The following is a 24,883-nucleotide window of genomic DNA, read 5'->3' as shown; positions in this document are numbered from 1 at the left end:
CCACGCGCCCGAGCGAGGTGCCTGCATGACACTCGTCCAGGAAGAGGGCAACGTGACCGCAGGTAGCGTCGGCGCGCCGTGGCGGATCGGCACCCGCGGCAGCCTGCTCGCGCTCACCCAGGCGGGCACCGTGCGCGACGACCTGATCGCCGCGGGTCATGACGCCGAACTCGTCGTCGTCAAGACTGCGGGCGATCTGTCCTCGGAGCCGGTGCAGGACATCGGCATCGGCGTCTTCACCTCCGCGATCCGCGACGAGCTTGCCGCAGGCAATATCGACATCGCGGTGCATTCCTTCAAAGACCTGCCCACCGAGCAGGACCCGCGCTTCACCCTCGCCGCGGTGCCGCCCCGCCAGGATCCGCGCGACGCGCTCGTGGCCCGCGACGGTCTCGTGCTCGGCGAGCTGCCTCCTGGCGCCACGGTCGGCACGTCGGCGCCGCGCCGCGCGTCCCAGTTGCGCGCGCTCGGCCTCGGTCTCGACATCGTGCCGCTGCGCGGCAACCTGGACACCCGCCTGCGCAAGGTGAGCGAGGGCGATCTCGACGCCGTCGTGGTCGCCAGAGCGGGCCTGGCCAGAATCGGCAGACTCGACGCGGTGACCGAGGCGCTTGAGCCCGTGCAGATGCTCCCCGCCCCGGCGCAGGGCGCACTGGCCATCGAATGCCGCAGCGGCGACAGCGAACTCGTCGAGGTGCTCAGCGCGCTCGACGATGCCGCGACCCGCGCCGCGGTGCTCGCCGAGCGTGCGCTGCTCGCCGAGATGGAAGCAGGCTGTTCCGCACCGATCGGCGCGCTCGCCGAGGTGGTCGAGTCGATCGACGACGACGGGCGGATCTTCGACGAGCTTTCGCTGCGCGGTTGCGCGGCCGCCATCGACGGGTCCGATGTGATCCGGGCGTCGGTGGTCGGATCGCCTGCGCACGCGGACGAGCTGGGCCGGGCACTTGCCCGCGAACTGCTCGACCTCGGCGCGCGCGAGTTGCTCAGCACCCCCGAACCGGTTGCCGGTTCGTCCACACAGGCGGTGAATGCGCCCGCCACAGACTTCACCCAACCCAGCCCGATGGAGAACAACCAATGAGCGGTCGAGCAGCTACCAAGAAGCATCCCGGTCGGATCCTTTTCGTCGGGTCAGGCCCCGGTGACCCTGCGTTGCTCACGGTGCGCGCCCGCGAGGTGATCGGTCGCGCGACGCTCGCGTTCACCGACCCCGATGTCGACAAGGGTGTGCTTGCCCTGATCGGGACGGCGGTCGAGCCGGGCCCCGACGGTACCCGCCCGGTCGACGTGCGCCCCGCGCTCGGCGAGCCCGCCGAGGTGGCCAAGACGCTGATCGCCGAGGCCCGCAACGGCCACGACGTGGTCCGCGTCGTCGCGAACGACCCGCTGACCACCGACTCGGTGATCGCCGAGGTCAACGCGGTGACCCGCTCGCACATGGTGTTCGAGGTGCTGCCCGGCCTGCCCAACGGTTCCGCGGTGCCGAGTTACGCGGGCATCGCGCTCGGCTCCGGGCACACCGAAGCCGATGTGCGCGGCGAGGTCGACTGGGCCGCCTTGGCCGCGGCCCCCGGCCCGCTCGTGCTGCACGCGACCTCCGGCCACCTGGCCGAAACCGCCAGCGCCCTGGTGGAACACGGCATGGCGCCGCAGACCCCGGTCGCGGTGACCGTGCGCGGCACCACCCGCCAGCAGCGCACCATCGAGGCGACCCTGGCCACGCTGAACAGCGCCGCCTCCGAGTTGGTCGGTCCGCTGGTGGTGACCATCGGCAAGGTGGTCGCCTCACGCTCGAAGATGTCCTGGTGGGAGTCCCGCGCGCTGTACGGCTGGACCGTGCTGGTGCCGCGCACCAAGGACCAGGCGGGGGAGATGAGCGAGCGGCTCGTCACCCACGGCGCCATCCCGATGGAGGTGCCGACCATCGCGGTCGAGCCGCCGCGTAGCCCGGCCCAGATGGAGCGTGCGGTCAAGGGTCTGGTCGACGGCCGCTACCAGTGGGTGGTGTTCACCTCCACCAACGCGGTGCGCGCGGTGTGGGAGAAGTTCGCCGAATTCGGTTTGGACGCACGGGCTTTCTCCGGTGTGAAGATCGCCTGCGTCGGCGAGGCCACCGCGGACCGGGTGCGCTCGTTCGGCATCAATCCGGAGCTGGTGCCGAGTGGTGAGCAGTCCTCCGAGGGTCTGCTCGCCGACTTCCCGCCCTACGACGACGTTTTCGATCCGGTCAACCGAGTCCTGTTGCCGCGCGCCGACATCGCCACCGAGACGCTGGCCGAGGGCCTGCGCGACCGCGGCTGGGAAATCGACGACGTCACGGCCTACCGCACGGTGCGCGCTTCGCCGCCGCCCGCGGAGACCCGCGAGATGATCAAGACCGGCGGTTTCGACGCGGTCCTGTTCACCTCGTCCTCCACGGTGCGCAACCTGGTCGGCATCGCAGGCAAGCCGCACGCGCGCACCATCGTCGCGTGCATCGGGCCCAAGACCGCCGAAACCGCCATCGAATTCGGTCTGCGCGTCGACGTGCAGCCCGAGGTCGCCCAGGTCGGTCCGCTGGTCGAGGCGCTTGCCGAGCATGCGGCTCGGCTGCGCGCCGAGGGCCTGCTGCCCCCGCCGCGGAAGAAGAGCCGTCGCAGCCGCTGACGTGCCCATGATGTTGGTGGCACCGGAATTGTCGGCAGCTGCCTGGTCGCGGTCGCGCCTACCCTGACCTCACGTACGCGGCGTGCGTGCGCGAAAGGATGGGCGGTCATGTTTCGTATCATCGCGACTGCGGTTGCAGCCGTGGGGATTTCGACAGGGATCGGGATGGGGATCGGTGCCATCGCGGCATCGGTGGAGGCCGGCGGTCTGCGGAGTTTCTCGATTCCGTTGCAGACCAGCATCTTCGGGTTGCAGGATTTCTCGGTGCCATTGCAGATCGGCGTCGTTCGATCGTAAAAGGCAAGGGTCGGCAGCGCTTTCGCGTTGATGCTGGCCGCGACTGATTGCCCGCCGCGCGCGTTCCTTCGCGATGTCGCGAGTTTGTGTATCGATATCAGTTGTCCAGCAACGGATTCCGGGTCTCCGTTACATCGATGCCCCTAGAAATGGTGGCATCTCATCTCTTCTTGTCGGGGCTAACTTGTCCTGGCGCGTAGCGCACAATCCACAAGAGGAGTTGGTTTCGATGAAACGATCGATAGCGCAGGTTGTTACCGCAACAGTCGCTGCCTCGGTCATTGTCTTGTCCGGCAGCGCAGCGGCATCGGCGGCGCCCGGATTATCGCTGGAGCCCGCCGGACCGGCCGCCGTCAGCACATCCACCATCGACGCGTCCAGCGGCAGCGCCACCGGCTCGGCGGGCGCGTTGTCCGCGGTGACCCGTGGTCTTGCCTGCCTGCTCAAGACCATGTCCGGCGGCACCGCCCAGCCCTGCTCCATCCAAGTCATGTAGCACTTCTTGCCGTTCGCGCAGCAGCGCACTGTCATTCGCGCAGCGGCGTAATACCGAACGAGTCGCGACACCGGGTTCGGCGTCGCGACTCGTTTCTTTCTCGGTGCGAAAGTGTCAGTACCGCTTGCGCATCAGCGTCCGCACCATGTTGCAGGTGGTGTCGGAGGGCGGGCGGATGCCAACCACTTCGGCGGTGTGCCGGATCCGCTTGTTGTTGGCCGAACTCGGCGTGTACACCCCAGAGTCGAGCAGCGCGATGGTCAAGCGCATCGCCTTGAGCTTGCGGTTGTGGCGGACATACCACGACCGCGGGCGTCCCGCGGGCAGCCGCTGCTTCTCCAGCGGGGCATAGGGACGATCAATGAGGACGGTCTTCGTCGCGGGCACAGGCTTCCTCCCGTTGCGATCGGGGACTCGGCGAATCCCCTCGAACACTTCTTCGATTATACCTCCGCCCACCGACAAAAACCCCTGGCCACAAGGTTTTTGGTGGATACGCTGCGCAGTTGTCCGCCGCCTCGATCACGTGCGCACCGCACCGGACGACCGTGCGATGTCCCGCAACGATCGTCAGCAGTTGCCGCGATTGCGGGATGCCCCAGGGCGGCTGCGCGTTCCAGTCGGCGCTGAGTTTCCTGCTGGAGCCAGTACTCGGTCGGTGCCGATAGCTGCGCTTCCATGGATAGATTTCAACGGTCGTGTCCGTATATAAGGCCGCGGCCGTACTGTCTACGACAGTCGCGAGTACGGTCGAGCGCGCGGTGACGGCCTTGCGGAAACGGTTCATAGCGAGTTCTCATCTGTGGGTTGCGCTGCGAAAAGCTGCATGTGCATGCAGCTCCGGATGTTGGGGAGTTGCAGCTCCCCAACATCCAGCTGTGGGAACTTCGGCCACTTGGGGCTCATCTTGACGCTTGACCAGGAACCTCAGGTGGCGCTGAGCTGCCCTATAGACGCAACCGTCGTATGTGTCTTCGGGCAAGACCACACGGCTACTCCGCGGCTCACGCCCGCTGTTAGGGGATGGGCGTTCGGGTGATTCGGACACAGCGGCCACACCGCTGGCTCGCCGGTCGCCCACAGTGCCTCCACTGCCCATTCTTGAGCCTTGTCGGCCAGGCATGCCACTTGCTCGGGGTAGTTGTCCCCGATGAGCGGCCCGATCCCCACGCCGCTCCCTTCTGGCTCATAGAACATCACCCAGTCCGTGCCATGATGTGTTTCCTCACGCACAACGGGCTGAACGGCACAGGTCGCTGCCAGATCCCGCAGTACCGGCTCCAGCGCCACAGCGTACTTCTCGTCCATCCGTTCATTATTCGGTATCTGAGCCCGGAAGGAGCGATAGGCGTGGACAGCAACGCATCGATCGCCTATCCAACTACAGCAGGCTCGGCAGATCGACGGATACCGAGCATGTGAGTTGGGTGGTCTCGGACGAAAAGACAAATCGTAGCGTCAACTTTCGGGCATTTATCGCCAGGGCAGGCTGCAATATGGCCGTTCCCCTTGTTTGCGTGCCGTCTCCGCTGTTCTGCCGGAACCCGCCTCCGTCGGTGTATGTGTCGCCTGTGTCGTCAGCAGCTTCCACGCGCAAGTCAAGTGGGACGCCGTTCGAAATGTCCTCTGACAGGGCCGGTTTCACGGCGTACTCGACAGAAAACCAATCGGTATCCCGCGTTAGCCGATGAACCAGGAGTTCGAGTCGCGATATGGTGATCGAAACATTCATTTCGATTGGAACAGCGTTCATTACACCTCCGCTGAGTGGGTGGCTCGCTCTACGGCCCTCGATGGTCGGCGAGGAACGCCGCCAGCCATCGCTGCTCCGTGTGGAATGCGCAGCCTACCTTGCTATTCGGTCACAACCCGGTGCCAGGGGCCGGGATCTTGCAGGTGATGTAGCGGTTCGCGATTGTATTGTTGACACCCTTGATTAGCCACTGGAGCGTCAGCTTGTCGCCGGTCTGGATCGTGCTGCGGGCACCGCCGAAGACCTGGTAGTCCTTCATGCTTCCATGGAAGTTGTAGTAGCTTCCGTTCTCGGTGTGCGGGCCATACGGCGGGTTGATCGCAACATCGTTTACGGCGGCTGTCGACATCGTGACGGTCGCAACAGGACCGCCGAGATTCTGGATCGAGACGCCGGTCAGCTTCAACGCCCACATCAGCACGCCATTGTGAGATCGTTGGAAATTGACGTAAGCGACCGGGTGCTCCCAGTTTCCTGCGCACAGGAAATCCTTCGGATCGGCGAAACGGTATGTTGTTTCGGGGTGCGGTGCCGCCTCTGCATGAGCCCCGCTTGCCACGAGCCCGCTTGCGAGCGTTGAGGTGAGAATTAGAGATGCTACGGCGACGGCTTTGCGGAAACGGTTCATAGCGAGTTCCTATCTGCGGGTTGTGCACTGCGAAAAGCTGTATGTGCGTGCAGCTCCGGGTGTTGGGGAGTTGCAGCTCCCCGACACCAGGCCTCGAGAACCCCGGCTACCCGGGCTTCATCCTCGTGGTGCTAACGCATCGAGATGCGTTCTGTTCTATGGGGTTTGACGCTTCGAGGTCGAGATCGGTTCCATCAATCTCGAAATATTCCAACTTTGTGAGGCTGGGTGATGTTGCGGGTTGGGCTCCGCGGAATTCGCGGCGAAGTGTCCGGACGGGATGTTGGCCAGCCGAAGCGGTGGCGGCGAGCCGCATACTCGCCACTACCGGGCCGGCCTGGTCGGTGCTGATCGTCGCTGCTAGGGGTAAATACCCGCGCGATGAGCGCGAGCAGATGCTCGCGCTCATCGACTTCAACTACCTCGACTGCCGGATTTCGTCCATGGATCGATGCTCAGGCCTGACGACTAGGTCCCTCAAAGATCGTGCAGGAGTTGGAGGGATTGAGGATGGCCGAGTGCGGCGGCACGTTCGAGCCAGTGCCTGGCTTCCTGCTGGGCTGGGGTGCGGCCGGTGGCGATCGCGGCGGCGGCGCGCAGGACGCCGGGCTCGGTCAGATCGCCGGTGAACGGGAAAGTGTCTTGTTCGCGAAGAAAAAGGGCCAGGTGGAACATGGAGTCGGGATCTTCGGCGTCGGCGCCGCGCCGCAGCCAGGACTCGCCTGCGGCCGTGTCGCCGTGGTCGAGGTGCAGCGAGCCGAGGATCGCCATGGCGTCGGTGCGGCCACGGCGCACGGCCTCGGTGAGCAGTTCGACCGCACGGCCGAACTCGCCGCGCCGCGCCACGTAGAGGCCCAAAGTGCGCATGGCCGTTGGGTTTCCGGCGGCGGCCGCGCGCTCGTACCACTCCTCGGCTTCCTCGTTGCTGCCTCGGCGATTGGCGACAACGCCCATATTGCACAGCGCGTCCGGCGAGCCTGCCTCGGCCGCGGGCCGCAGCCAGCGTTCGGCGTCGTCGATCTTGCCGCGTTCCAGATGCAGCAGCCCGAGCTGCAAATCCGCGCCGGCACAGCCCGCGGCGACGGCCGACTCCAACCAGCGCACCGCTTCGGCGATCCGGCCGTGCGTGCCGAGCAGCAGCCCGAGGTCCGCCATCGCGGTCGCACTGCCGCGCTCGGCGGCCCGCCGGAACCACTGCTCGGCCTCGACCAGCTCGTTCCCGTCACGCAGCAGATGCCCGAGCTGCTCCATCGCGCCGCGATCGCCGCGCTCGGCGATGGCGCGCAGCGTGTCGAGCCGTCGTTCGTGCGCGGTCGGCACCGGATCGGGTCGCGGATCGCGGAACGATTGCAGCCCGATGGGATCGACCGGATGTGCATCGTCGGGGAGTTCGCCGCGCTCGCGCCTGGCGATGGATTCGCTCCATTCGGCGAACCGCTCGTCTTCGGGTCCGATTTCGACCATCCCGTGGGCGATGGTCCCGTCGGGCTGCTTACCGTGCCACGGGATCAGCAGTCGCCCATCGGACAGCCGACGGGCGCCCAGCGGACGATCTGTCATCGCGGACCTTTCAGGCCGGGTCGGGCGTGCCGTGCCGGTAACCGTACGTGTCGGCGTAGCCGGCGAGTTGGGAGTCGTAGCTACTGAGGCTATCGAGCAGCCAGGTGTCTCCAGTGTCCTTCACGACCACGATCGGGCCTTTGGTGCCCGGTGCGAGCGCGGGTGGTGTGCCGTCGGTGTACCAGGACGTGGTCGACCAGGGAAAGACGAACGCCCAGCCCACATCCGAGACGTGCCCCTGCGGCCCGAGCTGGAACGGGTCGATGGGTACGGCGAACCGCTCGCTGTGCTGTGCGAGCAGATGCCTGGCGCTGTTGCGGGCCACGCGGATGTCGATCGGTCCGGTCGTGGTGTTCGGGAACGGCAGGTTGGCGTCCGGCATGGCGCTCAATTGCCGCCCTGCGGCCGCCGAGACCTGGCACGGCCTGCTTTGCAGCCGCACGAAAACGGTGTGCGCGGTATCGGAGAACCGCATCTGCACGGTGGCGTCCTCGGTCTGACCGACCAGGTGCCTGCCGAGGCTCTGCGTCATTTCGCGTTCGTCCGGTGTCATGCCGAGGTTGTCGAAGGCCCGCTTGGCCACCGTCATCAGTTCGGGTTCGGCCAGTTGCCGTGCGATGAACTCGACGCGGAAGATCGTGCCGTGGCCGTCGGCGGCCGCGCGCCACGCGCGCAATGTCGTCTCCGGCGGCGTGAGCCCACCGGTGAGGACCGGCCACCAGTCCGCGAGCAGCACCGCCACCCACGATTCGAAGTCGGCGGCTCTGGCCAGCGAGATTTCAGTGTGCGGTTCGGTCATGGTGTCCCCCAGGGGGTCTCGCCCTCTGTCGGAGTATGCGCCATCGGCCTGCGCGACAGGTGTGATTTGACACACCGTTACTGTCGATGCGGGGTTTCGTCGCGCACGCTCGTGTCGTTTCGCCAGCACCGACGCATGGCACCGCGACAGCGGGCTTACACAGAGCCGATGGGCGCTCGCGACAGCTCATAACGCCGGGCGTATGGTGCGGTTATGACCGGATTGGACCGCCCGCGGCGGTTGCGCCGCACCCCCGCGCTACGTCGTCTCGTGGCCGAAACCACACTGGAGCCACGGCAATTGGTGTTGCCGATGTTCGTCGCCGACGGCCTGGAAGAGCCGCGGGAAATCGGTTCCATGCCCGGTGTCGCACAGCATTCGATGGATTCGCTCCGTAAAGCGGCCGTCGAGGCGGTCACGGCAGGCGTCGGCGGTCTGATGCTCTTCGGTGTGCCGCGGCCGGAGGACAAGGACGCCACCGGCAGCCAGGCCAGCGATCCGGACGGCATCCTCAACCGCGGCCTGCGTGCGCTGGCCGACGAGGTCGGCGACTCGACCGTGATCATGGCCGACACCTGTCTCGACGAGTTCACCGATCACGGCCATTGCGGCGTGCTCGGCGCCGACGGTTCCGTCGACAACGACGCCACCTTGCACCGCTACGTGGAGATGGCGCTCGCCCAGGCGGCGTCCGGCGCCGACCTGCTCGGCACCAGCGGCATGATGGACGGCCAGGTCGGTGCGATCCGGCGCGGCCTCGACGCGGTCGGCCGCACCGACACCGGCATCCTCGCCTACGCCGCCAAGTACGCCTCGGCGTTCTACGGCCCGTTCCGTGAGGCTGTCGCTTCCTCGCTGGAGGGCGATCGCCGCAGCTACCAGCAGGACCCGGCGAACCGCCGCGAAGCTATCCGCGAGCTCGAGCTCGATCTGGCCGAGGGTGCGGACATCGTCATGGTCAAGCCTGCGATGTCCTACTTGGACATCCTGCGCGATGTCGCCGATCGCTCCACGGTCCCGGTTGCGGCGTATCAGATCTCCGGCGAGTACGCGATGATCACCGCGGCCGCCGAACGCGGCTGGATCGACCGCCGCGGCGCCATCCTCGAATCGCTGCTCGGTATCCGGCGTGCAGGGGCGGATTTCGTGCTCACCTACTGGGCTACCGAGGCCGCACACTGGTTGTCGTGACGAACCTACCGAGACCGATCGGCGCACCGCCCCCACCGCAGGCGCCGACGCCGGTGGATGTCGGCACCGCTCGGCAATTGTGGTGGGGCGTGGTCGGATTCGGGGTCGTGCAGCTGGTCGCGTCGGTGGTTGCCGCGCTGTCGCAGCGGCATACCTTCGCCAAGCAGGTCTTCGATCAGGCCAGGGAAAAGGACCCGCAGGTCACCTTGGCCAGCGCCGAGCTGATGGTCGCGCTTGTCTATGTCGTCGTCGTGCTGATCGGGCTGGTCGTCGCCGTGGTCGCGCTGGTGATCGTGCACCAGTTCGCGCGCGGCAAGCTGTGGGCGCGCACGCTGCTGACCATTGCTGGCGTCTGGCTGGTGGTGATCGGGGTCGGCGCGCTGTTCGCGTTCAACGCGGTCACCGGGACGGCCTCGCTGGTGGCCGGTGGCGCGGCGATCGTGCAGGCGGTGCTTTCGGGTGGTGCTATTTACCTATCCCACCGGCCGGAAGCGACAGCGTATTTCCAGATGAGCCGTCGATGAACGCTTGGCGTCGGAGTTTGTCCCGGAAACCTCGGCATGTATCGTGAGGGTTGTCACAGTGGACATGGGAACCGGAAGTTGTTTGTCAGGCGTTGTCTTGCGTTACGTAAGCGAAATCGGCAGATGGCTCCGGGGAATCGGAGACATCAATGCGAGTGGTGATCCAACAGCCGCAGAGCATTCGGCGGGAATTGGCCGTGCTGAGCCTGCTGGTTTTGTTCGGGGTGGTCACCGTCGCCGTGTTGTTGTTGCCCGGCCTCACTCGCTGATCTTCCACGCCACCTTGGTGATTCGCGCTGCGTCGTACCGTCGTCGTGCGCTGCTCGGCGTCGCATGACGGAGGCGTCGGACGCGGACGTCGTGTTCGCCGAACCGGGCGCCCGATGGCGCACGGTCACCTACGGGCCGATCCTGTGCCTGCTCATTCTCGTTCTCGAAATCGCGACCGGTAGCTCCGCGCACTGGTTCGCCCTCCTGTTCTGTGCCGCGCTGATCGCGGGATTCGTTGCGCTGCAGGTGGTCGCGGGTAAGCGACACGTCAGCGTCGAGCTGACCGGAACCACGCTGCGCGAAGGCACCGAAACCCTGCCGCTGACAACCATCGACGCCGTCTTGCCTGAACGGGACGAGGATTCCTGGGACGACGAGGACTGGGAATCGGCGCGCGCACTAGGCGAACTGAGCGGCGTGCCGCGCCGACGCACCGGCATCGGCCTGCGGTTGACCGACGGCTCCCTGGTGCAAGCTTGGGCCAGGGATCATCGCGCACTCCGCAGCGCACTGGCCAGTGGTGCGGTAGCGAAACCGGTGTCCGATGTCGAGGACGAACACAGCGAGAACGGAGCGGACCGATGAGGGGATGGGGCGCGGCGACCGCCGTCGAACTGGGGTTGGTCGTGCTCGGACTCGTCGGGGCGGTGCTGAGCTGGCGCCACGGCATCCAGACCACCACGTTCGCGGCGGCGGGTCCGACACCGGAATTCGTGGCAACGCGCTACGTGGCGCCGTGGTTGGTGCTTGCCGCGGCACTGGTCGCGCTGGCAGGCGTGTTCGCGATCAACGCGGTCAGCCGCGTGGTGCGGCACAGCCGCGACAACTGATCATCGCGGCGAGGTGTTTCGGCAGGGGAATCCCGGGAATCCGAACCTCATGAAACCGACAGACCCACTGAAGCGAACGCTCCTAGGCGTGGCGGCGGCCGGACTGATCGGCGCGGCGACGGCGGTTCCGGCCGCCGCGGCACCCGCCGAGGTTTCCCCGGTGCCGGTCACGCCGGTATACGTCGACAGCGGCTCCGGACTGCTCGCCCATGTCATGCCGACCCCGCTGGCCTGCCTGATGACCACCGGATTCGCGCTGTGGTGCGTGGGGATCACCTAACGAGCATTGTCGCAAGGCAAAGTGGGCACTGCCGTATCGCTCCCGAGCATTGCCAGGAATGCCCCTGCCGCCGTTAGTATTTCGGCCGTAAACGTACGTGTGCGCCTCGCACGTTCGCGCCTCGCAGGCGCTCCATCTCGACAAGGATTGGGTTTGATGAACCGGTTTGCCGTGAAAGTCTGTGCCGCACTGGCGATCGCCGCCGCGATCGGGATCGGTGCCGCACCCGCCGGTGCGAACCCCGGACTGGCACTGGAGCCCGCGGTCCCCATCGACGCACCGGTCTTGGTGCCGGACTCGGGTTCTGCGGGACCGTACAACACCTTCATGTGCTACCTGCACACCATTTCGGCCTCGGTGCCGTGCATGTACGCCTAGCGCCGCTGGGCTAGTTCCAGTTCTGGTAGATATCGAGCACGCGTCCGTTGCGGGTACCAGGGGCATTCAGATAGATGGTGACGGTTCCATCGGAATGATTGGCCGCCTCCATGATCGCCTGCCGCAGCGACGCGTGCACGCCACCGTGCTCGTCCTTGTAGATCCCGGTGTCGGCTTCCAGCCCGACGCCGATCCGGTTGAGCGGCACCATCATGGAGATCACCGCCGGAATGGGGCCGTCGGCGACGGACTTGGTTTCCTCATGTGTCAGGTGCAGGCCGATGCGATCGGGCAGCGCGACCGGTTCCGCCGCGCAGGCCGTTCCCGCGCCGACGATGACCGCCGCGCCGACCAGTGCCGTTGACACTGCCGCACCGAACATGGAAAACCGCATAAAAACCCTTCCGGCCGAGGAATGTTGCCGCCCGAGATTACGCACCAGCAATCTTGCGGCGATCGAATACGGCGTAAACATCGTCCCGGCGTGTTGCGGTCTACGTCACCCCTCCTACACCCTGTCGTCGACCCGTTCCGATCGGGCTGCGACACTGGAGGTCGTGAGTTCTTCTCCGCGCGTGACCAGCGCATCGGTGCCGGTTTCCGCTCAACTCTTCGACCGCGCGTGTTCGGTGATTCCGGGCGGCGTCAACTCTCCGGTGCGCGCCTTCAACTCCGTCGGCGGCACACCGCGATTCATCGCATCCGCCAACGGATACACCCTGGTCGACGCCGATCGCAACGAGTACGTCGACCTGGTCTGCTCGTGGGGGCCGATGATCCTCGGGCACGCGCATCCCGCGGTGGTCGACGCGGTGCGGCGAGCTGCCGTGGGTGGTTTGTCCTTCGGCGCCCCGACCGAGGCGGAGATCGAGCTGGCCGAGGCCATCGCCGAACGGGTGGCTCCGGTGGACCGGGTGCGGTTGGTGAACTCGGGCACCGAGGCGACGATGAGCGCGGTCCGGCTGGCCCGCGGTTACACCGGGCGCGCCAAGATCATCAAGTTTTCCGGCTGCTACCACGGGCACGTCGACGCGCTGCTTGCCGATGCCGGGTCCGGCGTCGCCACCCTCGGCCTGCCGACCTCGCCCGGCGTCACCGGCGCGCAGGCCGCCGACACCATCGTGCTGCCCTACAACGACCTCGACGCCGTCGCCGCCGCGTTCGCCGCGCATCCCGGCGCGATCGCCTGCGTGATCACCGAGGCCGCCGCGGGCAACATGGGCACGGTCGCGCCGCTACCCGGCTTCAACGCGGGACTGCGGAAGCTGACCGCAGCCAACGGCGCACTGCTCGTCATGGACGAGGTGATGACCGGATTCCGGGTCAGCCGCGCGGGCTGGTTCGGCCACGAGGGCGTCGCGGGCGACCTCTACACCTTCGGCAAGGTGATGAGCGGCGGCCTGCCCGCCGCCGCGTTCGGCGGCCGCGCCGACATCATGAACCACCTGGCTCCGCTCGGCCCCGTCTATCAGGCCGGCACGCTGTCCGGTAACCCGGTCGCGGTCGCCGCAGGCCTCGCCACGCTGCGTGCGGCCGACGACGCGGTGTATGCCGCGCTGGATCGCAACGCGCAGCGACTCGGCGCGTTGTTCACGGAGTCGCTGAGTGCCGCAGGGGTCGAACATCAGGTCCAGTTCGCGGGCAATATGGTGAGCGTGTTCTTCGCCGAACGCCCGGTCACCGACTACGCCACCGCCAAGGCGACCCAGACCTGGCGCTACCCAGCGTTCTTCCACGCCATGCTCGACGGTGGCGTGTATGGCCCGCCGAGCGCGTTCGAGACGTGGTTCGTCTCCGCGGCGCTCGATGAGGACGCATTCGACCGTATCGCCGCCGCCCTGCCCGCCGCCGCACACGCGGCCGCGGCCGCCACTCCCGAAGGATCCCGCGCGTGAGCTCCGATCACGATCAGCCCGATGCCGACAAGCGCGAGCTAAAAGAACCCACGTCCAATGCCGTCATCGATGCGGGCGCGCAGTTCGCGGCGGCCGCGTCGGGTCCGGCCGAGCAGGTTCCCGCGGTCGAAGCGACCGCCGCCGAGTCGAAGCCGAAGGCGTCGGCCGAGCAGCGGGTGCCCGACGGTGGTCCGGTCGAGACGATCGTGCACGTGTTGCGCCACGGCGAGGTGCACAACCCGAACGGGATTCTCTACGGCCGCCTGCCCGGGTTCAGTTTGTCGGTGGCCGGTCGGTCGCAGGCCGGTGCGGTCGCGCGTGCCCTGTCCGATCACGACATCGCCGTCGTCATCGCCTCGCCGCTGCAGCGGGCCCAGGAAACTGCGGAACCGATTGCCGCACAACATCATCTGATCGTGCGGACCGACGAGAACCTGATCGAGGCAGGCAACACGTTCGAGGGTCTGCGGGTTTCCGTCGGCGACGGCGCGCTGCGCAAGCCGAGGCACTGGTGGAAGCTGCGCGATCCGTTCACCCCGTCGTGGGGCGAGCCGTACCTGCAGATCGCGCACCGCATGCTGGCCGCGGTCAACAAGGCGAGGGTCGAGGCCGCGGGGCGCGAAGCCGTGCTCGTCTCGCATCAGCTGCCGGTGTGGACGCTGCGCCGGTTCCTGCAGGGGCAGCGGCTCTGGCACGACCCGCGGCAGCGGCAGTGCTCGCTCGCCTCGCTGACCTCGCTGGTCTACCACGGTGACACGCTCGTCGACATCGTGTACTCCGAGCCTGCAGGCGGTTCGGACCCCTCGGTACACGGCGCATGAACTGGGCCACCGCTGCTGCCATCCCGCCTGCCCGCTCGGCACGGCGGGTAGTTCCGGCCCTGCTCGCGTGCGTGGCGTTGATCGCCGCGCTCGCGGGGTGCTCGGGTGGCACGGACGCGGTGGCCTCCGGCGGCACCTTCGAATTCGTCTCGCCCGGCGGCAAAACCGAGATCTTCTACGATCCGCCGAGCACCAGGGGCACCATCGGCAAGCTGGCCGGACCCGACCTGATGACGCAGGGCAAGACCGTGTCGGTCGAGGATTTCGCGGGCAAGGTCGTGGTGCTCAACCTGTGGGGCCAGTGGTGCGGGCCGTGCCGCGCCGAGGCGCCTGCGCTCGAAAAGGTTTATGCCGCAACGAAAGACAGCGGCGTCGCGTTTCTCGGCATCAACGTGCGCGACCCACAGCAGGACAAGGCTCAGGACTTCGTCGTCGACAACAAGGTCGGCTACCCGTCCATCTACGACCCGTCCATGCGTACCCTGCTGGCGCTCGGCGGAAATTTCCCGACCAGCGTCATACCGACCACCCTGATCTTGGATCGTCAGCACCGCGTCGCCGCGGTGTTCCTGCGCTCATTGCTGGCCGACGATCTGCAACCGATCGTTCAAAGAATCGCCTCGGAGGAAGCACAGTGAATCGCGATCGTCGTACCCGTACCCTGCGTGCCTGTCGCCCTCGGCAGGGCGCCCGCCGTGTCGGCGGGGCCTGGACCGTAGACGACCGATGGAAGGGCATCGCCACCGTGCCGCGCAGCGTCGCGGCCGATTCGCTGCTCGACCCCGGCGTGCTGTTCGGCACGGCGGCCGAGCCGACCGAACCGCGGATCCTGTTCCGCGGCGAGCAGGAACCGGCCGAGGAGCCCGCGGAGGGTGAGGCCGGGTGAGCTCGCGCGTGACCATGGCGACCCGGTGATGGTGCTTGCCGCCGTAGGGGATTCCTTTCAGCAGACGGCCGCGACCGGACCCTTGCTGCTCGCACTGGGGGCGTGCGTGCTCGCCGGGCTGGTGTCGTTCGCCTCGCCCTGCGTTGTCCCGTTGGTGCCGGGCTACCTGTCCTATCTCGCCGGGCTCGTCGGCGCCGAGGCGCCGCCCGCCACCGTCGCGCAAGCCACTGCCGCGCAGCCGGGTTCGGTCGCGGTCGACGCCGCGAAGCAGGCCGCGCGGGCCGGGCGGCTGCGGGTCGCCGGTGCGGCCGGGCTGTTCGTCGCCGGGTTCACCGTGGTCTTCGTGCTCGCCACCGCAACGGTTTTCGGCGTCATCCAGACCTTGAACGTGAATCGTGAACTGTTGCAACGCATCGGCGGTGTGGTCACCATCCTGATGGGGCTGGTCTTCATCGGCCTGGTCCCCGCACTGCAGCGCGATACCAGAATGGAGCCGCGCAGGCTGACGAGCATCGCGGGCGCACCGCTGCTCGGCGGCGTCTTCGCGCTCGGCTGGACCCCGTGCCTCGGCCCGACGCTGTCCGGCGTGATGGCGGTGGCCGCAGGCACCGACGGCACCACCGCGGTGCGCGGCGTCGCGCTCATCGTCGCCTACTGCCTCGGGCTCGGCCTGCCGTTCGTGATCCTCGCGTTCGGGTCGGCCAGCGCGCTGCGCGGTGTCGGCTGGCTGCGCCGCAATTCCAGGACCATCCAGATCGTCGGGGGCATGCTGCTCGTCGCCGTCGGCATCGCGCTGGTCTCCGGGATGTGGGATCAGTTCGTCGGCTGGGTGCGCGACGCGTTCGTCTCCGAGGTGACGCTCCCGATATGACCGTGCAAGACAAGCCGGTGACCGCCCCGGTCCCGCCGCGCCAATCCCTGCCTGGCCGGATGGTGGCGTTCGTGCGCAACACCTGGCGCGGGCTCACCAGCATGCGGACCGCGCTGGTGCTGCTGTTCCTGCTCGCGTTGGCCGCCATTCCCGGCGCGGTGCTGCCGCAGCGAAGTCTCAACGAGCAGAAGGTCGCTCAGTACATCGCCGATCGCCCGACGCTCGGCCCGTGGATGGACCGGTTCGAGCTGTTCGACGTGTTCGCCAGCTTCTGGTTCACGGCCATCTATGTGCTGCTGTTCATTTCGCTGGTCGGCTGCATCCTGCCGCGCACCGTCGATCACTACCGCGCGCTGCGCACCCCGCCCGTGCGCGCGCCGCGCAACCTGTCCCGGCTGCCGCACCACTACTCCGGCACCGCCGAGCAGACGCCGGACGAGGTCCTCGCGCATGTTCGAAAAGAGTTGCGCGGCTGGCGAACCGAGGTCAGGCCGGGCGACCGCGACGGTGAACTCACCCTCGCCGCGGAGAAGGGCTACACCCGCGAGCTCGGCAACCTCGTCTTCCATCTTGCGCTGGTCGGGCTGCTCATCGCCATCGCGGTCGGCAAGCTGTTCGGTTACGAGGGCAGCGTCATCGTCATCGCGAACAACGGGCCCGGTTTCTGCACCACCTCACCCGCCGTCTTCGACTCGTTCAAGGCGGGCAACGTCAACGACGGCACCGGGCTCGCCCCGATCTGCGTGCGGGTCAAGGACTTCAAGGCCGACTATCTGACCAACGGCCAGGCCGAGATGTTCACCTCGAACATCGAATACCAGTCCGGTGCCGACCTGCAGAGCAACACCTGGCGGTCCACCCGGCTCCAGGTGAACCATCCGCTGCGCGTCGCGGGCGACCGAATCTATCTGCAGGGCCACGGTTTCGCGCCGACCTTCACCGTCACCTTCCCGAACGGGCAGACGCGCACCGAGACCATTCAGTGGCGCCCTGACGACGCGATGACCTTCCTGTCCAGCGGTGTGCTGCGCATCGACCCGCCCGGCGGCATGTATGCCACCGACGAGGAGCGCCGCAAGAACCAGATCGCCATCGAGGGGCTGTTCGCGCCGACCGCGCTGTTCCACGGTTCGCTGATGACCTCGTCGTACCCGGCGATGACCGATCCGGCCGTCGCCGTCGACATCTATCGTGGCGACACCGGCCTGGACACCGGACGGCCGCAGTCGCTGTTCGCGCTCGACACCGAGCAGGTCAAACAGGGGCGACTGCTGAAGGAGGCCAGGGTCAACCTGCGTCCCGGCGAGTCGACCAGCCTGCCCAACGGCACCAAGGTGACCTTCGACGGCGCGCAGGAGTTCGTGAACCTGCAGGTGTCGCACGATCCGGCGCAGCAGTGGGTGCTGGTGTCCGCGGTGACCATGATGGTTGGCCTGCTGGTGTCGCTGCTGGTGAAGCGGCGGCGTATTTGGGTGCGGGTCTACCCTGCCGAAGACGCAGCCGGTACCTTGGACAAACGACGCACCGTAGTAGAACTCGGCGGGCTGGCACGAACCGATCAGGCGGGCTGGGGCAGTGAGTTCGACCGGCTACGCACGCGCCTGCTGGACACGCGGCCCGACTCGGCGGCCGATGCGAAGACCACGGGAGAGTAGAGATGCCGATCAACGAGACCATCGCGCGCTACAGCGATTTCTCGTTCAAGACCGCGATCGTGGTCTACGCGCTGGTGCTCGTGCTGCTGATCTGGCAGTACGCCACCGCGCGCAGCCGTCAGGTCGCCGAGCGTGAACTCGTCTCGGTCGGCGGTCCCGCCATCGATCCCACGGTGCCGGGCCGGGTCGTCGGGCCGCCGGAGAAGTCGCTCTCGGAGCGCCTCGGCAACACCGCGTTCTCGGTGCTCGTCGTCGCCATCGCCCTGCACATCGCCTCGATTGTGTTGCGCGGCTTCGCGACCCACCGTTTCCCGCTCGGCAACATGTACGAGTTCGTCACCATGGCGACGGCCGCGGCGATCCTCGTGGGCGTGCTCTTCCTGCGTGAGCAGCGCTACCGGGCCATGTGGGTCTTCCTGCTCGTCCCGGTGCTGATCCTGCTGTTCCTCGCAGGCACCGTGCTCTACGCCGACGCGGCCCCGGTCGTCCCCGCGCTGAAATCCTTCTGGCTGCCCGTGCACGTCACCATCGTCAGCATCGGCAGCGGCGTCTTCCTGTTCGCGGGCGTTGCCAGCCTCCTGTTCCTCTACCGCGTCCGCCAGCCCGAGGGCGCGGAATCCTCCGGCATCTTCGGGACCATCGCCCGCCGCCTCCCCGATGCTCGCACCCTGGACCGCCTCGCCTACAAAACCACCATCATCGGCTTCCCCCTCTTCGGCGCAGGCGTCATCCTCGGCGCCATCTGGGCCGAAGCCGCCTGGGGCCGCTTCTGGGGCTGGGACCCCAAGGAAACCTGCTCCTTCATCGCCTGGGTCCTCTACGCCGCCTACCTCCACGCCCGCGCCACCTCCGGCTGGCGCGACACCAAGGCCGCCTGGATCAACGTCGCAGGCTTCGTAGCCATGCTCTTCAACCTCTTCATCATCAACATGGTCATCAGCGGCCTCCACTCCTACGCCGGACTGAACTAGCGAGTTCGTCTTCGTCGATGTGGTGATAGGCGGGGGTGGGGGGATGTGATGCTGCGGGGGCGGATTGGGGGGATTGGGGTGGAGTCGGCCATGATTCGTGGGATCAATGTTCGCGTAGGTGTTCACGAAGGAAAAGTGGTTGATGAGGTTCATGGGTAAGGCTGTCGTCGCGGTGGCGGCGGTGGGTCTTGGGGTGGGGTCCGTGATCGGTGCTGGTACGGCGAATGCGGCGAGTTACTACGGTGCGATCGCGTTCAGTGGCGACAACTGGAGTTACGGCAGCAGTGTCAATGCGCGGAGCCGCGAGCAAGCCTTGGACGAGGCGCTCGCCTCGTGCGGTCCGGTCGGCGTCTCCGACTGTGCCGTCTTGGCTGAATGGTCCGATGGCTGTGGTGCGCTCGTCTACAGCACCATTCGGTCGACCACCTGGGCGGTCGCGGTAGGCACGGGACCCAACCGTTCGGCAGCGCTGTTCGCCGCCCACACTGCGATGGCTCAGCATCACCCGCCCGCGATGCTGGCCAATGTCGGTTCCGCGGACAAGTCGGGGACAGCGATCAGTGAGGTGCTCTGCACTGCGAACGCGTCCTGACTTCGTCAGCTAGGGAGACCCGGAACCTTTTGGGACCGGGTCTCTTTGGTTTGCGGAATGTTCCGGGCCGGACATCGGTGGTGTCCGCCGAATACCCACACCTGCACCGTGAGACACGCGTGAGACGCCGGTGTAAGTCCGGCTTGGCAGTCTTGCTCGCATGAAGAGCAACGCCTGGGCATCGGGCATCAACTCGCGACGTGTGGCGGCAACCGTCGCTCTGGCAGGTGCTTTGCTCGCCGGTGCACTCCCGTCCACCGCAATCGCCGTGGCAGACAACGCAACCGGCACCGCGATCGGCGACGATTTCCGCGGGCCGTACGTCAACCACCTCGACTGCGTCGAGCGCGGGGATCAGGGCATTCTCGCCGGCGAATGGTGGGACTTCGAATGCCCCGGCCCCTACGCGGGTCCGTGGATGCTGGTGCCGCGCTGACCTACCTGCCGAAGGACGCCATGAGGGGGAACCATGGCAGGCTCTGTCGAGCCGACCGTGCTGGCCTCCTTCGGCACCTGCGGAAACCCGGTGAAACCGCGGTGTTGCCGCGGTGAATCCGGGGGCACGCATTCTTTTCCTCGACAGCGACAACGGGTCGCGGATTCGAGGAGAAGTACATGATGACCAGCCCACGGCCGCCGGCGATCACGGCGACCGGATTGCGCAAGTCCTACGGTGACCACTTGGTGCTCGACGGCATCGATCTGGAAGTCCCTGCAGGCACCATCTTTTCGCTGCTCGGCCCGAACGGCGCCGGGAAAACCACTGCGGTGCAGATCCTTTCCACGCTGATCGGCGCCGACGGCGGCGAGATCCGGGTTGCGGGACACGATGTCGCCGGCGAGCCGGAAGCGGTCAGGGCCGCCATCGGCGTGACGGGCCAGTTCGCCGCGGTGGACAACCTGCTCACGGGCGCGGAGAACCTCGCCATGATGGCGACACTGCACCATCTCGGTCGCGCCGAGCGCAAGCGGCGCGTTGCCCGGCTGATCGAACAGTTCGACCTGGTCGAGGCCGCGCAGAAGCCGGCGTCGACCTACTCCGGCGGCATGCGCAGACGGCTCGATATCGCGATGGGTCTGATGGGGGACCCGCAGGTGCTGTTCCTGGATGAGCCGACCACCGGACTCGACCCGCGCAGCCGCCGGGCGGTCTGGCGGTTGGTCAGGGAGCTGGTCGCCGGTGGCACCACGGTCTTCCTCACCACGCAGTATCTGGAGGAGGCCGATCAGCTCGCCGATCGGATCGCGCTGATCGACGGCGGCAAGGTGGTCGCCGAGGGCACGCCGGAAGCGTTGAAACGCCTTGTCCCCGGCGGACATATCACCTTGCGGTTCGCCGAACCGCGCACGCACGAGGCGGCCGCGCGCCTGCTCGACGCCGACCTGCGCGACGAGGACGAGCTGACGCTGCAGGTGCCGAGCGACGGCGGCGTCGACGCGCTGTACAGCCTGCTGGACAAGCTGAAGGCCGCGTCCATCCACGCCGCCGAACTCTCCGTGCACACCCCCGATCTCGACGATGTTTTCCTCGCCCTCACCGGCAACCAGAAGGAGTCTGTGCGATGAGCACCGCAACCATCAAATACGCGGCCACCGATTCGGCGATGATGGTGCGGCGCAGCCTGTTGCACATCGTGCGGTACCCGACCATGACCATTCCGCTGATCGTCGGGCCGGTGGTGTTCCTGCTGCTGTTCGTCTACGTTTTCGGCGGCACTCTCGGCGCCGGGCTCGGCGATGGCTCGGGCCGCGGTGATTACGTCAACTACGTCACCCCCGGCATTCTGCTGCTGACGGTGGCGGGCGCGGCCACGGCCACCGCGGTGTCGGTGTGCACGGATATGACGCAGGGGATCGTCGCGAGATTCCGCACCATGGCCATCTTCCGGCCGTCGTTGCTGACCGGGCATGTTGTCGGCAGCGTGGTACAGACGCTGCTCAGCGTCGCTGTGGTGCTCGGCATCGCCGTGGCGATCGGCTTCCGCCCGACCGCGAATCCGCTCGAATGGGTTGCCGCAGTGGGCATCCTCGCCATGCTGACGATGGCGATCACCTGGGTCGCGGTGCTCATGGGGCTGGTCAGCGACAGTGTCGAGACCGCGAGCAACCTGCCGATGCTGCTCATGTTGCTGCCCTTCTTCGGCAGTGGCTTCGTGCCTACCGAGTCCATGCCTGCCTGGCTGGCCTGGATCGCCGAGCACCAGCCCTTCACCCCGGTGATGGAGTCGCTGCGCGGCCTGCTGCTCGGCACGGAGGTCGGTGACAACGCGTGGATCGCGATCGCCTGGTGCGCGGCCATCACCGCGGTGAGCTTCTTCGGCGCAACCAAACTGCTGAACCGCGAGCCGGGCCGCTAATCCACCCGCTGTCGCAGTGCGGACAGCGCGGCGGAACGCAGACCGAGTACGTCCAGGGCGGCGTATGTCGAGACACTCTCGGCATACGCCGCCCCATCGGCGTTTTCGGCATGGTGTCTTGCTCGGCTGCTGGACATGGTCGGCTGAATGTGTCGTGGCGGATCGAATCGCTCGGCCAGCGCGAGCAGTCGGGCGCCGTCCGCGCCGAGACCTCGGTCGATGTCCACCACCGCCAGTGCGGAAAGCACTGCGCCGCAGGCGGTCAGCTCTGCCAGGTGGCCGCCCGGCGTGGTCGCCGGGTGTGCCAGCAGTGTGGTCACCTGCCCTGGCAGGTCCGCGACAAGCTCGGCGACCAGGTCGAGCCTGCCGTGGTAGGCGTGCGCGAGAACGGCCGCCGCTCGAATCTCCAACGCCCACACCTGAATTCCGCGCGGGTCCGGGCGATAGTACGGATGTGAGGTGCTCGCAACGAGCTCGGTGATCGCCCGCCACCGCCGCAGTCCGTCGTCGGTTTCGCCACGGGCGAGCCGGATCTCGGCATCGGCGATCACCTTGTACGGCTGCGCGAACGGATCGGCGTGGTCGGGCAGCTGCGCCAACCACTGCTCAGCGCAGTCGATATCGTCGAGTTGGAGTGCGGCCATGACGAGTCCGACGATCAGATCGACGCGATCCGGTCGCGGCCCGTGGCCCTCGATCTGTCGCAGCGCCCGTTCCACGTGCTGTCGTGCCAGTTCCCCTTGTTCCGACAGCAGCGCGAGTTTGCCTATCCGGCAATGGGCTTGGTACCGCATCCACGTGTTCGAGGTGCGCTCGAAGGCCGCGAGCATCCGCCGCGTCGCCGCGAGCGCCTCCGCTCGATCGCCGGTCTGCTCCGCACGGAAACTCGCGACGAGGTGGGCCAATCCGGCCAGCAGCGGCTGATCGCTGGCGCACCACCGATCCAACGCCGCGGTGTCGGGGCCGAGCAGCTCGGACGCCGCGCGGAACAGCACCGCCATGGCGCGCACGAGCGTGTCCGGCGGCGCTTCGGGCATGCGGTGTAAGACGAGTAGCGACCTCAGCTCGAATCCACCCTGGGTCACTCCGCTCAGCGCGCAGACCGTCGCAGCCGTTCGAGTCACCTCCACGTAGGCGGGTTCGGGCCGATAATGCGAAAGCACCCAGGCACATTCGCCGACCAACTCCGCGATGCCCGCGTAGTTGGCGTCGACGTACCAGTACGGACCCAATGCCGCCCACGTGGCGGCGACCGTCGGCCCGTCCGACCGATCCAGCCCGTGGCGCAGCGCGCGCACGAGGTTGTCCTGCTCAGCGCGGACAGGGTTCTTCTCGCCTAGATCGGTGAACGCCAGCTCGTCAACGCTGATCCCGAAATCGCGAGCCCAGGAGAGGAATTCGGCCAATGCGCGGTCGTTTTCGCCTGCCTCGGCGCGCTGGGTCGCCGCGAAATCCCGTACCGACTCCAGCATCCGGAACCTGGTGCCGGATCCGACCTCGGCGAGCTGGATCAGCGAGTGGTCGACGAGATGTTCGAGTATCTCCAATGTCGTATCCTGGCCGACTTTTCCGCCCGATCCGTGGAGTATCCGATGTGCGGCCGCGGCGGTGAACCCGGCCGGAAAGACGGACAACCACCGCATCGCCTCTTGCGCATGCTCGTCGAGCAGGTTCCAACTCCACTCGACCACCGCGTGCAGCGTCCGATGGCGTTGCGGCGCATCACGAGACCCGCTGCGCAGCAACGCGAACCGGTCCACCAATCGTGCCGAGATCTCGGCAACCGACAACACCCGCACCCGCGCCGCCGCCAGTTCGATGGCCAAGGGCAACCCGTCCAGATCGGCGCACAGCGCCGCGACGTCGTCGTGCGGCAACACGACGTCCGGCCGCACCGCTCGGGCACGCTGCGCGAACAGCTCGGCCGCCGTCGCGGGCGTCAGCACCGGAAGCAGATGCACGGCCTCCGAGGTCAATCCCAGTGGCGCCCGGCTGGTCACGAGGATGCGCAGCTCCGCGGTCAGTGCCACCAGCGGGGCGACCAGCGCGCTGACGCCGTCGAGCACCTGCTCGCAGTTGTCCAGGATCAGCAGCGTCGGACCGGAACCGAGCGACTTGGCGATGGCGGCGGCCTCGGCGGCCTCGGCGCCGACCGCACCGGCCACTTCGGCAGCCACCATGCCGTCGTCCGCGACGCCTGCGAGCGGCACCAGATGCACCACCCGCTGCTCGGCCGTCCTGCCGACGGCATGGGCGAGCCGGGTCTTGCCGAGACCGCCGGGGCCGACGACGGCGACGACCCGCGCGGACCGCAGGAGCACTTGTACCGCCGCGATGTCCGGCTCGCGGCCGAGCAGCGGGTTCGGATCGTGCAGGATGCCATGCCGCACAACGGGTTCGTTCGCCCGCAGCAGCTGCTTGTAGATCGTCTGCAGCGCGGCGCCCGGATCCGATCCCAGTTCGTCACGCAGCGCCCGCCGATAGTCGTCGTAGCGGGCGAGCGCGGCGGCGGGGCCCGCGGTGTCGGCTTCGGCGCGCAGCAGCTCGGCGAGCACCTCCTCGTTGCGAGGTTCGCGCTCCACGATCTCCGTCAACGGACCGAGTGCCTCGGCGTACCTGCCCAACCGGGACAGCGTCAACGCGAACATGACGTGCAGCGTCCGGTGTACGGGCTGCTTGGCAATACGCAACTCCGACAACGGATCCGGGTCTTCGGTGTCCTCGACCACCCCGGTCCACATGGCGAGCCCCGCCGCGGCCTGCTCGAGGGCGGCCACGTGATCGCCTGCCCTGCTGTGGCGTTCGGCCGCTTCCGCGTGCACGTCCAGCGCGGTCGCGTCGATCTGATCCGGACGCAGCGTCAGCCGATAGCCCGTAGGCGTGCTCGCGATGAGGTCGGCCCCGAGCTGTGCTCGCGTCCGCGACACCAGCACCTGCAAGGCCTTGGTGGGATTCTCCGGCAGGTCGTCCGGCCACAACCCCGCGATCAACCGGGCCGCACTGGATCCCGCGCGCAGCTCGGTAGTCAGCAGCGCGAGCACACTGCGCACGCGCGGCCCCGCGATGTCCTGTCCGCGTAGTGCAACCCCGGACAGCAAGGTCAACTCGATTCCCACCCGCAAACCCTAGTCGGCGCAGGGAAATGCGGCTGACCTGGCAACCGTGCGGGCGAGACGGTGC

Annotated in this window: 28 protein-coding genes; 21 read left to right on the top strand and 7 right to left on the bottom strand. The window is 67.4% G+C overall.

Features of this window, described 5'->3' with window-relative positions; translation table 11 throughout:
* Positions 1–25: 25 nt before the first annotated feature.
* The 4 genes from hemC (at position 26) to NA11_RS44640 (ending at position 3,442) form a co-directional block, all read left to right on the top strand.
* Positions 26–1,084, top strand: coding sequence for a hydroxymethylbilane synthase (hemC, locus tag NA11_RS05430; protein WP_069160628.1), 1,059 nt, complete (start codon positions 26–28; stop codon positions 1,082–1,084).
* Positions 1,081–2,649 carry a bifunctional uroporphyrinogen-III C-methyltransferase/uroporphyrinogen-III synthase gene (locus tag NA11_RS05425; protein WP_069160627.1) on the top strand — a complete coding sequence of 523 codons (1,569 nt, stop codon included), beginning with the start codon at positions 1,081–1,083 and terminating at the stop codon, positions 2,647–2,649. The genes hemC and NA11_RS05425 overlap by 4 nt, the downstream gene beginning before the upstream one ends.
* Before the next feature lie 141 nt (positions 2,650–2,790).
* On the top strand, positions 2,791–2,946 hold the full coding sequence (locus tag NA11_RS45500; RefSeq protein ID WP_167837575.1) for a hypothetical protein: 156 nt from the start codon (positions 2,791–2,793) through the stop codon (positions 2,944–2,946).
* Between the two features lie 229 nt (positions 2,947–3,175).
* Positions 3,176–3,442: a hypothetical protein gene (locus NA11_RS44640; RefSeq protein ID WP_141717423.1), complete on the top strand. Its 267-nt coding sequence runs from the start codon at positions 3,176–3,178 to the stop codon at positions 3,440–3,442.
* A gap of 114 nt (positions 3,443–3,556) precedes the next feature.
* Here NA11_RS44640 and NA11_RS05415 read toward each other — a convergent pair whose 3' ends face one another.
* The 5 genes from NA11_RS05415 to NA11_RS05390 form a co-directional block, all read right to left on the bottom strand.
* Positions 3,557–3,829, bottom strand: a complete 273-nt coding sequence (locus NA11_RS05415) for a hypothetical protein (RefSeq protein WP_141717422.1) — start codon at positions 3,827–3,829, stop codon at positions 3,557–3,559.
* A 540-nt stretch (positions 3,830–4,369) separates the two neighbouring features.
* Complete coding sequence (locus NA11_RS05410) at positions 4,370–4,750, bottom strand: hypothetical protein (protein ID WP_069160625.1); 381 nt, start codon at positions 4,748–4,750, stop codon at positions 4,370–4,372.
* A gap of 554 nt (positions 4,751–5,304) precedes the next feature.
* Positions 5,305–5,823, bottom strand: coding sequence for a hypothetical protein (locus tag NA11_RS44635; protein ID WP_141717421.1), 519 nt, complete (start codon positions 5,821–5,823; stop codon positions 5,305–5,307).
* A 477-nt stretch (positions 5,824–6,300) separates the two neighbouring features.
* Positions 6,301–7,383, bottom strand: a complete 1,083-nt coding sequence (locus tag NA11_RS05395) for a tetratricopeptide repeat protein (RefSeq protein WP_069160622.1) — start codon at positions 7,381–7,383, stop codon at positions 6,301–6,303.
* A 10-nt stretch (positions 7,384–7,393) separates the two neighbouring features.
* A complete protein-coding gene (locus NA11_RS05390; RefSeq protein ID WP_069160621.1) occupies positions 7,394–8,182 on the bottom strand; it encodes a hypothetical protein in 789 nt (262 codons plus the stop codon).
* A 213-nt stretch (positions 8,183–8,395) separates the two neighbouring features.
* Here NA11_RS05390 and hemB point away from each other — a divergent pair, with 213 nt between their 5' ends.
* The 6 genes from hemB to NA11_RS05360 all read left to right on the top strand — a co-directional run bounded on the left by hemB (position 8,396) and on the right by NA11_RS05360 (position 11,655).
* The gene (gene hemB, locus NA11_RS05385; RefSeq protein ID WP_069160620.1) at positions 8,396–9,373 is read left to right on the top strand and encodes a porphobilinogen synthase; all 978 of its coding nucleotides are present in this window, start codon (positions 8,396–8,398) and stop codon (positions 9,371–9,373) included.
* Positions 9,370–9,897: a hypothetical protein gene (locus tag NA11_RS05380; RefSeq protein WP_069160619.1), complete on the top strand. Its 528-nt coding sequence runs from the start codon at positions 9,370–9,372 to the stop codon at positions 9,895–9,897. Before hemB ends, NA11_RS05380 begins: the two co-directional genes overlap by 4 nt.
* 333 nt (positions 9,898–10,230) lie before the next feature.
* Positions 10,231–10,752, top strand: a complete 522-nt coding sequence (mce1N, locus tag NA11_RS05375; RefSeq protein WP_069160618.1) for a transport-regulating membrane protein Mce1N — start codon at positions 10,231–10,233, stop codon at positions 10,750–10,752.
* Complete coding sequence (locus tag NA11_RS05370; RefSeq protein ID WP_069160617.1) at positions 10,749–10,997, top strand: hypothetical protein; 249 nt, start codon at positions 10,749–10,751, stop codon at positions 10,995–10,997. The genes mce1N and NA11_RS05370 overlap by 4 nt, the downstream gene beginning before the upstream one ends.
* An 88-nt stretch (positions 10,998–11,085) precedes the next feature.
* The gene (locus NA11_RS05365) at positions 11,086–11,277 is read left to right on the top strand and encodes a hypothetical protein (RefSeq protein ID WP_069160616.1); all 192 of its coding nucleotides are present in this window, start codon (positions 11,086–11,088) and stop codon (positions 11,275–11,277) included.
* Positions 11,278–11,433: 156 nt separating this feature from the next.
* A complete protein-coding gene (locus NA11_RS05360; protein ID WP_069160615.1) occupies positions 11,434–11,655 on the top strand; it encodes a hypothetical protein in 222 nt (73 codons plus the stop codon).
* A gap of 10 nt (positions 11,656–11,665) precedes the next feature.
* Here NA11_RS05360 and NA11_RS05355 read toward each other — a convergent pair whose 3' ends face one another.
* Entirely contained in the window at positions 11,666–12,022 is a 357-nt protein-coding gene (locus NA11_RS05355; protein WP_245745725.1) for a hypothetical protein, read from the bottom strand.
* Between the two features lie 190 nt (positions 12,023–12,212).
* On the opposite strand from NA11_RS05355, the gene hemL reads away from it, so the two are divergent.
* The 11 genes from hemL to NA11_RS05300 all read left to right on the top strand — a co-directional run bounded on the left by hemL (position 12,213) and on the right by NA11_RS05300 (position 21,703).
* A complete protein-coding gene (gene hemL, locus NA11_RS05350) occupies positions 12,213–13,550 on the top strand; it encodes a glutamate-1-semialdehyde 2,1-aminomutase (protein ID WP_069160613.1) in 1,338 nt (445 codons plus the stop codon).
* Between the two features lie 176 nt (positions 13,551–13,726).
* Positions 13,727–14,371 carry a histidine phosphatase family protein gene (locus tag NA11_RS05345; RefSeq protein WP_069160768.1) on the top strand — a complete coding sequence of 215 codons (645 nt, stop codon included), beginning with the start codon at positions 13,727–13,729 and terminating at the stop codon, positions 14,369–14,371.
* Positions 14,368–15,009 (top strand): TlpA disulfide reductase family protein, encoded by a 642-nt coding sequence (locus NA11_RS05340; protein WP_245745724.1) that lies wholly within the window; start codon positions 14,368–14,370, stop codon positions 15,007–15,009. Before NA11_RS05345 ends, NA11_RS05340 begins: the two co-directional genes overlap by 4 nt.
* The gene (locus NA11_RS05335) at positions 15,006–15,257 is read left to right on the top strand and encodes a hypothetical protein (protein WP_069160612.1); all 252 of its coding nucleotides are present in this window, start codon (positions 15,006–15,008) and stop codon (positions 15,255–15,257) included. The genes NA11_RS05340 and NA11_RS05335 overlap by 4 nt, the downstream gene beginning before the upstream one ends.
* Before the next feature lie 28 nt (positions 15,258–15,285).
* Positions 15,286–16,128 carry a cytochrome c biogenesis CcdA family protein gene (locus tag NA11_RS05330; protein ID WP_069160767.1) on the top strand — a complete coding sequence of 281 codons (843 nt, stop codon included), beginning with the start codon at positions 15,286–15,288 and terminating at the stop codon, positions 16,126–16,128.
* The gene (resB, locus tag NA11_RS05325; protein ID WP_069160611.1) at positions 16,125–17,783 is read left to right on the top strand and encodes a cytochrome c biogenesis protein ResB; all 1,659 of its coding nucleotides are present in this window, start codon (positions 16,125–16,127) and stop codon (positions 17,781–17,783) included. Before NA11_RS05330 ends, resB begins: the two co-directional genes overlap by 4 nt.
* Before the next feature lie 2 nt (positions 17,784–17,785).
* On the top strand, positions 17,786–18,754 hold the full coding sequence (gene ccsB, locus NA11_RS05320) for a c-type cytochrome biogenesis protein CcsB (protein ID WP_069160610.1): 969 nt from the start codon (positions 17,786–17,788) through the stop codon (positions 18,752–18,754).
* Between the two features lie 142 nt (positions 18,755–18,896).
* Positions 18,897–19,346 carry a DUF4189 domain-containing protein gene (locus tag NA11_RS05315; RefSeq protein WP_069160766.1) on the top strand — a complete coding sequence of 150 codons (450 nt, stop codon included), beginning with the start codon at positions 18,897–18,899 and terminating at the stop codon, positions 19,344–19,346.
* A 160-nt stretch (positions 19,347–19,506) separates the two neighbouring features.
* A complete protein-coding gene (locus NA11_RS05310; RefSeq protein ID WP_069160609.1) occupies positions 19,507–19,782 on the top strand; it encodes a hypothetical protein in 276 nt (91 codons plus the stop codon).
* A gap of 179 nt (positions 19,783–19,961) precedes the next feature.
* The gene (locus tag NA11_RS05305) at positions 19,962–20,912 is read left to right on the top strand and encodes an ATP-binding cassette domain-containing protein (protein WP_069160608.1); all 951 of its coding nucleotides are present in this window, start codon (positions 19,962–19,964) and stop codon (positions 20,910–20,912) included.
* Positions 20,909–21,703, top strand: a complete 795-nt coding sequence (locus tag NA11_RS05300) for an ABC transporter permease (RefSeq protein WP_069160607.1) — start codon at positions 20,909–20,911, stop codon at positions 21,701–21,703. The genes NA11_RS05305 and NA11_RS05300 overlap by 4 nt, the downstream gene beginning before the upstream one ends.
* Here the strand turns inward: NA11_RS05300 and NA11_RS05295 are convergent.
* Positions 21,700–24,819 (bottom strand): ATP-binding protein, encoded by a 3,120-nt coding sequence (locus tag NA11_RS05295; protein ID WP_069160606.1) that lies wholly within the window; start codon positions 24,817–24,819, stop codon positions 21,700–21,702. The genes NA11_RS05300 and NA11_RS05295 overlap by 4 nt on opposite strands.
* Positions 24,820–24,883 lie beyond the last annotated feature (64 nt).

Source organism: Nocardia altamirensis NBRC 108246, assembly GCF_001612685.1.
Classification (GTDB): domain Bacteria; phylum Actinomycetota; class Actinomycetes; order Mycobacteriales; family Mycobacteriaceae; genus Nocardia; species Nocardia altamirensis.
This window is presented reverse-complemented; position numbering and strand designations above follow the sequence as displayed.

What these genes read in the sequence shown, in the direction of transcription:
- NA11_RS44635 (WP_141717421.1), bottom strand. Translation starts at nt 5,823, where the DNA reads ATGAACCGTTTCCGCAAAGCCGTCGCCGTAGCATCTCTAATTCTCACC.
- ccsB (WP_069160610.1), top strand. Translation starts at nt 17,786, where the DNA reads ATGCCGATCAACGAGACCATCGCGCGCTACAGCGATTTCTCGTTCAAG.
- mce1N (WP_069160618.1), top strand. Translation starts at nt 10,231, where the DNA reads ATGACGGAGGCGTCGGACGCGGACGTCGTGTTCGCCGAACCGGGCGCC.
- NA11_RS05370 (WP_069160617.1), top strand. Translation starts at nt 10,749, where the DNA reads ATGAGGGGATGGGGCGCGGCGACCGCCGTCGAACTGGGGTTGGTCGTG.
- NA11_RS05315 (WP_069160766.1), top strand. Translation starts at nt 18,897, where the DNA reads ATGAGGTTCATGGGTAAGGCTGTCGTCGCGGTGGCGGCGGTGGGTCTT.
- NA11_RS44640 (WP_141717423.1), top strand. Translation starts at nt 3,176, where the DNA reads ATGAAACGATCGATAGCGCAGGTTGTTACCGCAACAGTCGCTGCCTCG.
- NA11_RS05340 (WP_245745724.1), top strand. Translation starts at nt 14,368, where the DNA reads ATGAACTGGGCCACCGCTGCTGCCATCCCGCCTGCCCGCTCGGCACGG.
- NA11_RS05300 (WP_069160607.1), top strand. Translation starts at nt 20,909, where the DNA reads ATGAGCACCGCAACCATCAAATACGCGGCCACCGATTCGGCGATGATG.
- NA11_RS05310 (WP_069160609.1), top strand. Translation starts at nt 19,507, where the DNA reads ATGAAGAGCAACGCCTGGGCATCGGGCATCAACTCGCGACGTGTGGCG.
- NA11_RS05395 (WP_069160622.1), bottom strand. Translation starts at nt 7,383, where the DNA reads ATGACAGATCGTCCGCTGGGCGCCCGTCGGCTGTCCGATGGGCGACTG.
- resB (WP_069160611.1), top strand. Translation starts at nt 16,125, where the DNA reads ATGACCGTGCAAGACAAGCCGGTGACCGCCCCGGTCCCGCCGCGCCAA.
- hemC (WP_069160628.1), top strand. Translation starts at nt 26, where the DNA reads ATGACACTCGTCCAGGAAGAGGGCAACGTGACCGCAGGTAGCGTCGGC.
- NA11_RS05390 (WP_069160621.1), bottom strand. Translation starts at nt 8,182, where the DNA reads ATGACCGAACCGCACACTGAAATCTCGCTGGCCAGAGCCGCCGACTTC.
- NA11_RS05305 (WP_069160608.1), top strand. Translation starts at nt 19,962, where the DNA reads ATGATGACCAGCCCACGGCCGCCGGCGATCACGGCGACCGGATTGCGC.
- hemB (WP_069160620.1), top strand. Translation starts at nt 8,396, where the DNA reads ATGACCGGATTGGACCGCCCGCGGCGGTTGCGCCGCACCCCCGCGCTA.
- NA11_RS05330 (WP_069160767.1), top strand. Translation starts at nt 15,286, where the DNA reads ATGGTGCTTGCCGCCGTAGGGGATTCCTTTCAGCAGACGGCCGCGACC.
- NA11_RS05410 (WP_069160625.1), bottom strand. Translation starts at nt 4,750, where the DNA reads ATGGACGAGAAGTACGCTGTGGCGCTGGAGCCGGTACTGCGGGATCTG.
- NA11_RS05425 (WP_069160627.1), top strand. Translation starts at nt 1,081, where the DNA reads ATGAGCGGTCGAGCAGCTACCAAGAAGCATCCCGGTCGGATCCTTTTC.
- NA11_RS05360 (WP_069160615.1), top strand. Translation starts at nt 11,434, where the DNA reads ATGAACCGGTTTGCCGTGAAAGTCTGTGCCGCACTGGCGATCGCCGCC.